Origin of the sequence: Pseudomonas sp. NPDC087626, from assembly GCF_044743405.1 — a bacterium.
Taxonomy (GTDB): Bacteria; Pseudomonadota; Gammaproteobacteria; order Pseudomonadales; family Pseudomonadaceae; genus Aquipseudomonas.
Map to the genome: position 1 here is coordinate 75,770 of NZ_JBIUWJ010000028.1, position 11,864 is coordinate 87,633.

Annotated in this window: 13 protein-coding genes; 6 read left to right on the forward strand and 7 right to left on the reverse strand. The window is 60.5% G+C overall.

Translation table 11 applies throughout. The features are described 5' to 3' along the window. The first annotated feature begins 88 nt into the window (after positions 1–88). The 4 genes from ACIOVD_RS21205 to ACIOVD_RS21220 all read left to right on the forward strand — a co-directional run bounded on the left by ACIOVD_RS21205 (position 89) and on the right by ACIOVD_RS21220 (position 1,771). Complete coding sequence (locus ACIOVD_RS21205; protein WP_401130055.1) at positions 89–544, forward strand: YkvA family protein; 456 nt, start codon at positions 89–91, stop codon at positions 542–544. A 115-nt stretch (positions 545–659) separates the two neighbouring features. Next, entirely contained in the window at positions 660–1,001 is a 342-nt protein-coding gene (locus tag ACIOVD_RS21210; RefSeq protein WP_401130057.1) for a helix-turn-helix domain-containing protein, read from the forward strand. After that, positions 998–1,369 (forward strand): hypothetical protein, encoded by a 372-nt coding sequence (locus ACIOVD_RS21215; protein ID WP_003179080.1) that lies wholly within the window; start codon positions 998–1,000, stop codon positions 1,367–1,369. Before ACIOVD_RS21210 ends, ACIOVD_RS21215 begins: the two co-directional genes overlap by 4 nt. Next, positions 1,370–1,771: a sel1 repeat family protein gene (locus ACIOVD_RS21220; RefSeq protein ID WP_095170309.1), complete on the forward strand. Its 402-nt coding sequence runs from the start codon at positions 1,370–1,372 to the stop codon at positions 1,769–1,771. A gap of 240 nt (positions 1,772–2,011) precedes the next feature. Here the strand turns inward: ACIOVD_RS21220 and ACIOVD_RS21225 are convergent, their stop codons facing one another. Further along, positions 2,012–4,099, reverse strand: a complete 2,088-nt coding sequence (locus tag ACIOVD_RS21225) for a carboxy terminal-processing peptidase (RefSeq protein WP_401130059.1) — start codon at positions 4,097–4,099, stop codon at positions 2,012–2,014. Between the two features lie 138 nt (positions 4,100–4,237). Here ACIOVD_RS21225 and ACIOVD_RS21230 point away from each other — a divergent pair, with 138 nt between their 5' ends. Beyond that, positions 4,238–5,200: a zinc-binding dehydrogenase gene (locus ACIOVD_RS21230; RefSeq protein ID WP_095170307.1), complete on the forward strand. Its 963-nt coding sequence runs from the start codon at positions 4,238–4,240 to the stop codon at positions 5,198–5,200. A 55-nt stretch (positions 5,201–5,255) separates the two neighbouring features. On the opposite strand, the gene ACIOVD_RS21235 is transcribed toward ACIOVD_RS21230, so the two are convergent. From ACIOVD_RS21235 to ACIOVD_RS21260, 6 genes are all read right to left on the reverse strand, one after another. Next, entirely contained in the window at positions 5,256–5,909 is a 654-nt protein-coding gene (locus ACIOVD_RS21235) for an HAD family phosphatase (protein ID WP_159997434.1), read from the reverse strand. A gap of 34 nt (positions 5,910–5,943) precedes the next feature. Then, positions 5,944–6,933 (reverse strand): ABC transporter ATP-binding protein, encoded by a 990-nt coding sequence (locus ACIOVD_RS21240; protein ID WP_095170305.1) that lies wholly within the window; start codon positions 6,931–6,933, stop codon positions 5,944–5,946. Next, positions 6,930–7,730, reverse strand: coding sequence for an ABC transporter permease (locus ACIOVD_RS21245; protein WP_095170304.1), 801 nt, complete (start codon positions 7,728–7,730; stop codon positions 6,930–6,932). Before ACIOVD_RS21245 ends, ACIOVD_RS21240 begins: the two co-directional genes overlap by 4 nt. Then, positions 7,717–8,562 (reverse strand): ABC transporter permease subunit, encoded by an 846-nt coding sequence (locus ACIOVD_RS21250; RefSeq protein WP_095170303.1) that lies wholly within the window; start codon positions 8,560–8,562, stop codon positions 7,717–7,719. Before ACIOVD_RS21250 ends, ACIOVD_RS21245 begins: the two co-directional genes overlap by 14 nt. Beyond that, positions 8,559–9,365 (reverse strand): alkaline phosphatase family protein, encoded by an 807-nt coding sequence (locus tag ACIOVD_RS21255; RefSeq protein ID WP_159997428.1) that lies wholly within the window; start codon positions 9,363–9,365, stop codon positions 8,559–8,561. The genes ACIOVD_RS21250 and ACIOVD_RS21255 overlap by 4 nt, the downstream gene beginning before the upstream one ends. Positions 9,366–9,505: 140 nt before the next feature. Then, entirely contained in the window at positions 9,506–10,573 is a 1,068-nt protein-coding gene (locus ACIOVD_RS21260) for an ABC transporter substrate-binding protein (RefSeq protein ID WP_159997426.1), read from the reverse strand. Between the two features lie 362 nt (positions 10,574–10,935). On the opposite strand from ACIOVD_RS21260, the gene phnR reads away from it, so the two are divergent. Continuing rightward, positions 10,936–11,649 carry a phosphonate utilization transcriptional regulator PhnR gene (gene phnR, locus ACIOVD_RS21265; RefSeq protein WP_095170300.1) on the forward strand — a complete coding sequence of 238 codons (714 nt, stop codon included), beginning with the start codon at positions 10,936–10,938 and terminating at the stop codon, positions 11,647–11,649. Positions 11,650–11,864 lie beyond the last annotated feature (215 nt).

The following is an 11,864-nucleotide window of genomic DNA, read 5'->3' on the forward strand; positions in this document are numbered from 1 at the left end:
TTGTAAGACGGGGCTTTGAGGCCTGAAAAGCGGCTCTGTTCACAAGGTTATCCACAATTTGTGTGGATAACATTTCAGTGGAGGCATGATGAAAACACCCTGGAATTTCGCTAGGTTCCTGCCCCTGGCCGGTCGCTTGATCAGTCGTGGCCGTTTGCCGACTCTGCTCTTCGCAGTGGCCAGCAAGGGCGCCACTCAGGGTTTCCGGCTGGGCAAGCTCAAGGACGACCTGCGCTTGCTGCAGGCGTTGTGCCTGGCGTACTGGCGTGGCGAGTACCGGGCCATCAGTCCCAAGGCCCTGGTATCGGTGGTGGCCGGCCTGATGTACTTCCTCAGTCCCTTGGATGCCGTTCCAGATTTCATCCCGATGTTCGGCATGCTCGACGATATCGCCGTACTGGCATGGCTGATGAAAACCCTGGATGACGAGTTGACTGCCTTTCGCCTCTGGCGCAACCGCCAGCACCCGGAAAAACTGGTGAGCGTCGAGCGCCTGCCCGATTCGCCGGAGCAGTTGTTGCTTCAACACTCGAAAAAAACCTGAATCGAATCAGATCTATCCAGAGATTGATACGCCCCAGCGACCTTAGCGACTGTTAGGATTACACTTCAATGGAAAAGTGCCGACTCGCTAAGTGTTGTTGTCCTACGGGGTAGTCATGGATATTCAGATAATCGCACGTGATGGTGAACCCGAGTATGCGGTGTTGCCATGGGCGCAGTATCAAGCATTATTAAAAGCGGCAGGCGTCAAGGAGCAACCACCGCGTGCAGCCACAGTCCCGCACGCGGACACCTCGAACCCGGTTCTTCCGGGCCTCGATCAACTGCGTCATCTACGCGAAGAACAGGGCATTGCCATTGAGGCGTTGGCCCGCACCGTAGGCATCAGCCCTTCCTACCTGGCCTTGATCGAAAGTGGCGAGCGCCACCCCGACGCCGCGATTCGTCGCAGCCTGGCCTGGGAGTTGAAGGTGCAGGGTTGGAGGGATGAATCGTGAGCGTAAGGATCAGTCGTCAACATTGGGACGGTTTGCTCGGTGAACTGGATCAGGCGCGCCGTCAGCGCCACCTGCTGACCTATCGTGCGCTGCTGGAGCGGTTGCAGTTGCCGAGCCCGGCGATGCAAACCCTGACGGCCGCCCTCGAGCACCTGGCGGCGTTGGACGCTCGGGCTGAGCAGCCGCTGCGCAGCTCGCTGGTGATCAGCCAGGGTGCGAGCCGGTTGCCGCGCACGGGGTTCTTCGAGTGTGTGGAGCGCCTGGGACGCTTCTCCGGGCCGTCCGACGGCGTAGCTGCAGCGTCCTGGCATGCTTCGGAAGTGGTTCGGGTGTTTGAGTACGAATACCCTGAATCTGCGGAGGCCTGAGTGTTGCTACGACTCAAGGCACATGTCAGCTACTGGCTGGCTCGCCGGTTGTTTCACTGGTCCTGGTTTGTCCGTCAGCCGCGGGGCTGGGCCTGGCTGGAAGGGCAGTTTGCGCGCATGGCCAATTTGGGTGATGTGGGGGCCCAGAGCTTCTATGGTCACATCCTGACGTTTCGCGGGGTCGGTCTTGGGGCTCGCGAGGAGGGCGTGCGCTTGTTGCGCCTGGCGGCGTTGGCGGGCGATGGCAAGGCGGCCTATCAGGTGGGTGTGATCAGTCTGGCTGGGACGCCGAGCAAGGCTCCGGATCCGCTGGAGGCGGCTCGCTGGTGGGGGTTGGCGGAAAAGGCCGGGCATCCGTTGGCTGCGATCAAGTTGCGGGAGTTGGCTGCGCGGGCTGGTTGATCTGGGTGTAGATCCACTCCTGCGGTTATGGCGGCTTAGGGTTGGGTCCCCTTGTGGGAGCGGGCTCGCCCGCGATGGCGATCTCCGACAAACCACAAATCTGGCGAATACCCCCAATCCCCTGCAGCAGCTGCCGAGCCCCCCAGGGTCTGTATACGACCTGATCCGACAAGAAACTAACGACCAAAAAAAACCGGGCAAGCCCGGTCTTTTCTGGTCAGCGTGTTGCTTGGGTGGCCATTACTTCTTGTTGCTGGCGACCGCGGTGTTGAGTTTCAGGTAGTCCAGCAGGATCCGCCCGGTTTCGCTGAGGTAGGCGTCGTCTTCCGGCTTGGTCTTGTCTGGCTCGGCCGCGATGGCGTCCTCGTCTTCTTTTTTCAGTTCCTTGAGCGGCTCTTCGCCTTTGGCTTTGCGGCGAATGTTTTCCATCGTCAGCTGTTGGGCTTCGATATCGGCATGTTGCGCGCGGCGTTCGGCTTCGTTGAGGCTGACGGTTTTTTCCGCCATCAGCTTCTGGGCCAGGGCCAGTTTGTCGCGGATGAAGACAAACTCGGCATCCTTGGCGGTGCGCTCGTCATGCTCGGACTTGAGCTGGGCGAGGAAGGGTTTGAACGGGTCGACGGCCGGTTTGATCGCCGGGCGGATGGTGTCCCACGGCATGGCTTCCGGCAGTGCGCTTTCGCCGATTTCCTTGGTGTCGATGATCGACGGGTAATCGATGTCCGGCAGTACGCCCTGGTGTTGGGTGCTCTGCCCGGAAACCCGGTAGAACTTGGCCAGGGTCAGTTTCAGTTCGCCATGATTAAGCGGCTGAATGGTCTGTACCGTGCCCTTGCCGAAGGTCTGGCCGCCGATGATCAGTGCGCGGTGGTAGTCCTGCATGGCGCCGGCAAAAATCTCCGAAGCCGAGGCTGACAGGCGGTTGACCAGCAAGGCCATCGGGCCTTTGTAGAACGCCCCCGGGTTTTCGTCTTCGAGTACATCGACCCGGCCATCGGCGTTGCGCACCAGGACGGTCGGGCCCTTGTCGATGAACAGGCTGGTCAGTTCGGTGGCTTCCTGCAGGGAGCCGCCGCCGTTGTTGCGCAGGTCGATGACCACGCCGTCGACTTTTTCCTTTTGCAGTTCGGTCAGCAGTTTCTTGACGTCGCGGGTGGTGCTCTTGTAGTCCGGATCACCGGCACGGAACGCCTTGAAGTCGAGGTAGAAGGCCGGGATCTCGATTACGCCGAGCTTGTAGTCCTTGCCATCCTGCTTGAGGTTGAGCACGGATTTTTTCACTGCCTGGTCTTCAAGCTTCACCGCTTCGCGGGTGATCGGCACGATCTTGCTGGTCTGGTCGTTGGGCGCATTGCTGGCCGGAATCACTTCCAGGCGGACCACGGTGCCTTTCGGCCCACGGATCAGCTTGACCACTTCGTCCAGGCGCCAGCCGACCACGTCGACCATTTCCTTGTTGCCCTGGGCGACACCGATGATCTTGTCCGCCGGCGCGACCAGTTTGGTCTTGTCGGCTGGACCTGCAGGCACCAGGCGCACGACCTTGACCTGGTCGTTGTCGCTCTGCAACACGGCGCCGATGCCCTCGAGGGACAGGCTCATGTTGATGTCGAAGTTTTCCGCGTTATCCGGTGACAGATAGTTGGTATGCGGATCGTAGGACATGGCGAAGGTGTTGATGTACGCCTGGAAGATGTCCTCGGCGCGGGTCTGGTCCAGGCGCGACAATTGGTTCTTGTAGCGTTTGGTCAGGGTTTCCTGGATCTGCTTGGAGTCCTTGCCGGCAATTTTCATGCGCAGCACTTCGTCCTTGACGCGTTTGCGCCACAGGTCGTCGAGCTCGGCATTGGATTTGAGCCACGGGGCGTCCTTGCGATCGATCAGCAAGGTTTCCTTGGCGTTGAAGTCGATCTTGTCCACGCCTTTGTTGAGTTCTGCCAGGGCGAACTGCAGACGCGATTTGACCCGGTCCAGGTAGCGCTTGTAGATGGTGAACCCGGGGTTCAGGTCGCCACTCTTGAGGAAGTCGTCAAACTGGGTTTTCCATTTGTCGAATTCACCAATGTCGCTGGCCATGAAGTAGCTGCGCGATGGATCCAGCAGCTTGAGGTAGCTGTCGTAGATGATCACCGAGCGCGCATCATCAAGGGGCGGCTTGCTGTAGTGGTGGCGCTTGAGCAGTTCGACGACGTTCAGGCTGGCGATCACCTCGTCACGGTCGGGCTGAAGCTTGTCCCAGCTATTGGCTGCGAATGTATCGGGCGCGAGCGATAAGCTGCCCAGGCCGATGAGGAGAGCGAGTGCGGTGCTGGGGAACAAATGCTTCATGCCGATTCGACGCGGGGACAATTGATAACGCATATTAGGCCGTCTTTGAAGTCGCCGGTTCCACAAGGACCGGTCGCATAATGCAAAAAGCCCGGCGCTATAGCATCGGGCTCAGTCCAGACTCACTATGGAGGCACTGTGAAGGCATTGCAAGGCGTTGAGGGACATGTGGAGTGGGTTGAAGAGCCGGCTCCGGTCTGTGATGTGGGGCAAGTTCGCATCCGTGTTGCGGCCGCGGGGTTGAACCGGGCCGATCTGCTGCAGCGAGCGGGGCTCTATCCTGCGCCTGCGGGTGCCAGCCAGGTGCTGGGGCTGGAGTGCTCGGGGGTCATCAGCGAGGTGGGCCCGGGCTCGACCTGGCAGATCGGTGACCGGGTGTGCGCGCTGCTGGCCGGGGGCGGGATGGCCGAGGAGGTGGTGGTCGATGGTCGCCACGTCCTGCCGGTACCTGAGGGCTTGTCGTTGGTCGAAGCGGCGGCGCTTCCGGAGGTGTACAGCACTGCCTGGCTGAATCTGTTTCAACTGGCTGCGCTCAAGCCCGGGGAAAAAGTCTTGCTGCATGCCGGCGCCAGTGGCGTAGGGTCGGCGGCCATCCAGCTGTGCAAGGCGTTTGGCAACCCGTGCTGGGTCAGTGTCGGTTCGGCCGATCGGTTGGCCTATTGCGAAGCGCTGGGCGCCCAGGGCGGGGTGGTGCGCACCGATGGTCTGGAGGGGTTGAGCGATCTGGGACCGTTCGATGTGATCCTCGACCCGGTCGGCGCCAACTACGCGGCGTTGAACCTGAAGGTGTTGGCTCGGGACGGACGCTGGGTGTTGATTGGCCTGATGGGCGGCCGTGATGCCAAGCTCGACCTGGCGCAAGTGCTGGCCAAGCGGATCCAGCTGTTGGGTTCGACCCTGCGCAGCCGCGACGAGCAGTTCAAGGCCGATCTGTTCAGCGATCTCAGCCAGCACGTCTGGCCATTGTTCGCCGAAGGCCGCTTGAGCCCGCAACTGGCCAAGACCTTCCCGATCAAGGATGCCGAGGCGGCGTTTGCCGAACTGGCGACCAATCAGGTGTCGGGCAAGCTGGTGTTGGTGATTGACGAGAGCCTGACCTGACGACATTGCACTGAAACGGTGGGAGCGAGCAGGCCGCTCCCACACAGGTATTCGATTACTTCCAGTGGTGAATCGGCCACCCGGCCTGTTGTGCATGCTCGCGCAGCACTGGGTCCGGGTTGACCACGTGGGGGAAGTCGACCTTGAGCAGCAAGGGCAGGTCGTTGCGGGAGTCGGAATAGAAACTCGCGCCCTCGAGATTTTCTTCTTCGGCGTCCAGCCATTCCAGCAGGCGGGTGATTTTGCCTTCGCGGTAGGTCAGGGTGCCGACGGTATGGCCGCTGTAGAAACCGTTGACCAGCTCCAGTTCGATACCCAGCACCTCATCGATGCCCAGGCGCTCGGCGATGGGCTTGACCAGGTGGGTGCCCGAGGCGGAAATCACCAGGATCCGGTCGCCGGCCTTGCGGTGGGCGGCGATGGTCTTGGTGGCATCGCTGAAAATGATCGGCTCGATAAAGTCTTCGACCCAGGGCCCTACAAGGTGCTCGACCTCTTGCGGGGTACGCCCGATCAAGGGTTCCAGGCTGAAGGCCATGAACTCTTCCATGGCCAGCTTGCCGTGGCTGTAGGCGTCCATCAGTTCGTTGTTGCGGCGCATGAACGACTCGCCGTCGACCCAGCCCAGGCGGGCCATCTGCTCACTCCAGAGGGTGGCGCAGTCGCCGTGGATCAGGGTTTCGTCCAGATCAAAAATTGCCAGGGCCATCAGTGCTCTCTCTTCAGCTCATTCGTTGACATCATCAGGCGACCTCACACAGGGCGCTCGGATCAATGGACAGTGCCAGGCGTTGACCGTCGGCATGCAAGTCAGCCGCCGAACGGTTCAGTACATCCACCACCAACTCCACACCGCGCGACTCGACCCGATAGCGAATCACGTTGCCCAGCAGACTGTGGCTGCGGATCAGGGTATCGGGTTCGCCCGTGCGGCTCAGCACGATGGCCTCCGGGCGAATCGCGATGCGGCTGTTGACGGGACGTTGCAGCAGTTTACTGGCACTGGCGGCATCAAGCAGGTTGTAGTTGCCGATGAATCCGGCGGCAAACACATCCACTGGCGCAGTGTAGAGGGTCTCTGCGTCGCCACTTTGTACGATTTTTCCCTGGTTCATGAGGAAAATCCGATCAGACATGGTCAACGCTTCCTCCTGATCGTGAGTGACGAAAATAGTCGTCAGCCCCAGCTCACGCTGGATCTGGCGGATCTGTTCGCGCAGGTGCTTGCGAATCCGTGCATCCAGTGCCGACAGCGGCTCATCGAGCAGCAGCAGGCGTGGACGGGTGACCAGGGAGCGGGCCAGGGCTACGCGCTGGCATTGGCCGCCGGACAACTGGTGCGGATAACGCGCGGCAAAGTCAGTCAGCTCCACCAGTTGCAGTACTTCCTGTACGCGCTTGTGGCTGTCGTCGGCATTGACCTTTTGCATGCGCAAGCCGAAGGCGACGTTCTGTTCCACGGTCATGTTGGGGAACAGCGCATAGCTCTGGAACACCATGCCGATCCCACGTTTTTGTGGGCTCAGGGGCACCAGGTCCTGGCCCTCGAGCAGGATCTTGCCGCCATCCACCGCGGTCAGCCCGGCAATGCAGCGCAGCAGGGTGGACTTGCCGCAACCCGAAGGGCCGAGCAGGGTGACGAACTCGCCCTTGTGGATTTCGCAGTTGATGTCGCTGAACACCGTGGTGCCGGAGTAGTTTTTTTGCAGGTGTTGGACGCTGACATAGCTCATTGGCTTTTGTCCTTGTTCAAGATATTGGCAGCCCAGGTCAGAACCAGCACAAAGAGGAAGTAGGAGATCACCAGCGCGCTGGTGAAGTGGCCACTGCTGTTACGCATGTTGTTGAGGTACACCTGCAGGGTTTCGTAGCGGGTGCCGACCAGGATGTTGGCGAACACAAACTCGCCGAACAGGAACGAGAACGACAGCAGCAACGCCACCATCAGGCCCTTGCGCAGGTTCGGCAGCACCACCAGGAACGCCGCCTGGAAGGTGCTGGCGCCGAGCAACTGGGCGGCGTCCATCAGGTCGCGCAGGTTGATTGCCTGCAGGTTGTTGGTGATTGCCCGGTACATGAACGGCAGCGCCACGGTGAAGTAGCAGCCCACCAGGATCCAGGGCGTACCGACCATGGCGAACGGCCCGGAACCGTAGAGTTGCAACAGGCCCACCGAGGACACCACCGGCGGCACCGCGAACGGCAGCAGGATCAGGATGTTCATCAGCGCATCGAGTTTCGGGAAGTGGTAGTGCACAACGAACAGCAGCGGCAGGATCAGCACCACCGACAGGATCAGCGCCCCGACGCAGACCAGCAGCGACTGGCCGAAGGCGTTGAGAAAACGCGGGTCGCTCCACAGTTGCAGGTACCACTTGAAGCTGAAGCCCGAGGGCAGGATGGTCGCCGACCAACTGCTGGAAATCGAGTAGATCAGAGTGCCAACCAGCGGCAGTAACAAGATGGCAAACAGCAGGTAGACCACCACGCGGTGATAAAGGGCCGCAGAGCCGGGTTCAGCGCGAGACATGGTAGCTCCTCTTCAACAGTAACTGATGGACCACGGTCACCACGGTCATCAAGGCCACCAGCACCACGGCCAGGGCACTGGCCAGATTCGGGTCCAGGGAAATGTCACCTGAAACCATCGCCGCGATGCGGATCGGCAACACGTTGAAGTTGCCGGTGGTCAGGGCGTACACCGTGGCGTAGGCGCCCAGGGCATTGGCCAGAAGGATCACGAAAGTGCCGAGCAGGGCTGGAGTCAGCACTGGCAGGCCGATGTGGCGCCAGTACTGCCAGCCGTTGGCCCCCAGCAACTCGGCGGATTCGCGCCAGTCTTCGCGCAGGGCGTCGAACGCCGGGTACAACAGCAGTACGCCCAGGGGAATCTGGAAGTAGGTATAGAGGATGATCAGCCCGGTTTTTGAGTACAGGTTGAAGTCCTCGATGATCCCGGCCTGCTTGAGCATGATGGTGATGCTGCCGTTGAAGCCCAGCAGGATGATGAAGGCGAAGGCCAGGGGCACGCCGGAAAAGTTGCTGGTCATGTTGGCGAAAGCGTTGACGAAGTTGCGCAACCTGGAGTCGACCCGACGCAGCGAGTAGGCGCCGAGGATGGCGATGACAATGCCGAACAGGCTGGAGTAGAAACTGATTTCCAGACTGTGCTGGATCGCTTGCAGGTAGAACCTGGAGCTGAAGATCTTGTTGAAGTTGGCTAGGCCCCAGCCGAACTCTTCCGATTGCAGGCTGTTGATCAGCACCCAGCACAGCGGGGCGATCTGGAACACGAAAAAGAAGATTGCAAAGGGCACCAGGCACAACGCTGCCAGCCATTTGCCGCGTGTGATGGCATTCACTTGAGCAACTCCCGGCATACAGGTTTGTCGTGGGGTATGCCGAGCAACTGGCACACCGTGCCGCACAGTTCGAGCTGCCTGGGAGCGGCATCGGGGTCGAGGCTGAAGGCATCGCCAATCACAAACAGCGGGACTTCCCGTTCCTCGGCCAGCAGGCCATTGTGGGAGCGGTCGTTGTTCATGCCGTGGTCGGCGGTCACCAGCACCTGGTAACCGGCGTCGAGCCAGCCTTGCAGGTAGTCGGCCAGGATGATGTCGGCCGAGCGGGCACTGTTACGGTACTGCGGGGTGTCGAGGCCGTGCTTGTGCCCGGCGTCGTCGATGTTCATCGGGTGCACCAGCAGAAAGTGCGGGGCATGTTGCAGGCGCAGGTGCTCGGCGTCGGCGAACAGGTGCGAATCCGGGTAATGGTCGGACCAATAGAAGTGGCCGTACTGGATCGGAAGTTCGGGCTCGGCGGTGTGGCGATCCCGGGCCGCGACGAAAGGGCAGCGGTTGTACAGCTCGCTGACCCAGTGATAGGCCGCGGCGGCGGTGGTCAGGCCGGCGTCACGGGCATAGTGATAAATGCTGCGCTGGTTGGACAGGCGCGCGACGTTGTTGTGGACGATGCCGCTGTCGATGGGCGTGACCCCGGTCAGGATCGTTTCGTAGAGCGGGCGCGATAGCGCAGGAAGCTCGCAGGTGAGTTTGTACAGGGCAGCTTTTTGCGCCTGCACATAGGCCTGCAAATGCCCCATGGCATGCCGCGCGACTTCGTAGTTGAGACCGTCGAGAACGACAAGGATGACGTTGTGACTCATGGCACTGAAACTCCGTACATCGGTAACTCGAAACATCGTAATTCGTTGTAGGAGCGAGCCTGCTCACGAGAACGGCCTGACACCCGAGAAGGTCTTCGAATGTCAGGTCGCCATCGCGAGCAGGCTCGCTCCTACGGGGGTTATTTCATTTCGACGATGACTTCTTCGTTCCACTTCTGTGGCAAGGCCTTGGAGGTTTTTTCCCAGGCGTCGGCGTCCTTGATCGGGGTCACGCCTTTGTACTGCTCGTTCGGCAGCAGCTTGGCCTGGATCTCGGCGGGCAGGGTCAGGTGTTCGGCGCGGATTGGCCGGGCGTTGCCTTTGGCCAGGTTGATCTGGCCCGCATCGCTGAAGATGTACTCACGGGTCAGCTTGGCGGCGTTGGGGTTCTTCGCGTATTTGTTGATGATTGTGGTGTAGCCGGAAATCACCGAACCATCGGACGGGATCAGCACGGTGTAGTCATCCGGGTTGGCCATCTTGGCCTTGTAGCTCAAGCCGTTGAAGTCCCAGACCACGCCAACCTCGACCTCGCCTTTCTCCATGGTGGCAATGGTCGGGTTGGCCATCGACAGGCGACCCTGCTTGGCGATTTCGGCAAACAACAGCAGTGCTGGTTGCAGGTTCTTCTCGTCACCGCCGTTGGCCAGGGCCGCTGCCAGTACACCGTTGGCAGCCTGGGCGGCAGTGCTCACGTCACCGATGGAGACCTTGTATTTGCCGGTCTTGAGGTCGGCCCACTTAGTCGGTGCAGGGGAACCGTGCAGCAGCTTCTTGTTGACGATAAAGGCGATGGTGCCGGTGTAGGCCAGGGCCCAGTTGCCATCTTTATCCTTGGCCCAGGCCGGTACCTGGTCCCAGGTCGAAGGCTTGTAGGGTTGCACCACGCCTTGCTTGACCGCGATCGGGCCGAAGGCCGCTCCGACGTCGCCGATGTCGGCGCTGGCGTTGTCCTTTTCCGCGGCAAACTTGGCGATTTCCTGCGCCGAGCTCATGTCGGTATCGATGTGCTTGAGGCCGTAGGTCTTGGCCAGGTCTTCCCAGGTGCCTTTCCAGTTGGCCCAGTCATCGGGCATGCCGACACTGTTGACCGCGCCTTCCGCTCGCGCAGCGGCTTCCAGGGTTTTCAGATCGGTATCAGCAGCCATGGCGGCGGTGCACATGGCAATGGTCGAGCCTAACAGGGATGCCAGGAAAAGCTGTTTCATCGAAAGCTCCTTTGGGCGTATTCAACGCTGCGTTTTTATCGAACGTTTGCGGTTGGGTTGGTCTAGGTCAGCAATACCTGAGCCAATTTAGGTGGGCTGGATGACACTTTGATGTCGGCGGCCCCAGCCCAGGGCTTTTTTTCGCTCGCTAGGGGTGACAACGAGATAAGCGTAGACCATCGGGAGGAGGCCGGTTTACCGGGACTTGGCCGCACAATTGCAGTGCTTAGATGCTGCCGTTGGGCGGCTTTGTCATCGATCAGTCATATGTTGTGCCTAGGCTTGCACTAGCTTAGAGGAGGCGTTTTTTGGCGCACTCCGGCCCCGAAACAGTGCTGGTCTAGTCCAGAAAGGTAACCTTGATGCGTGAAGAGGCAACCCGCGCGGTGACAGCCATTGGCCAAGTCCTGCAAGAGCAGATCGACCACGGTCTGCTGGCGCCTGCCAGCAAGCTGCCGGCCGAGCGCAAGCTCAGTGAGCTGTTCGGCACCACACGCATTACCGTGCGTGAAGCGCTGTTGCAACTGGAGGCCCAAGGCCAGATTTATCGGGAGGAGCGCCGTGGCTGGTTCGTCTCGCCACCCCGGCTGGCTTACAACCTGATGCAGCGCAGTCACTTTCACGCGATGGTCAGTGCCCAGGGGCGGGAGCCGTCGACCGAGGTTATCTCGGCGCGTCTGCAGCCGGCGTCGGCAGCCGTGTGTGCCTGGCTGCAGCTGCCGGCGCTGTCGAGTGTGATCCAGATCTGCCGCGCTCGGCGTATTGACGGGCGACTGGTGCTGTATGTGGAGCACTACCTGAACCCGCAGTATTTCCCGGGGATTCTGCAGCTGGATCTGAATCAGTCGATTACCGAGTTGTATGCCCGGCATTACGATTTGCACTATGGGCGGGTGCGCTTCGAGATCGTGCCGACCTCACTGCCGGTGGATGCGGCGGCGGCCTTGCGGGTGTCGCTGGGCAGCCCGGGGTTGCGCATCGCCCGGGTCAACTACGATCAGCATCAGCGGCTGATCGATTGTGACCTGGAGTTCTGGCGGCATGATGCGATTCATGTCGGGGTGGATGTGGTCTAGCTGCCGCCACACTGTTGAATGTTCCGTTCCCATTGCGGTATCGGTATCTACATAACTGTGGTGCGACGTTGCATTTGTGGGCCTCTGGGGTGTTGGATCAGGCGGAGTACATATCCATTCTTGCGGTAACGGCCTCCTATGGTTCCGCCTGACGGCGGCTCACTTTTGAACAGCGCAAAAGTAAGCAAAACGCTCTTACCCCACCACTCGGTGCC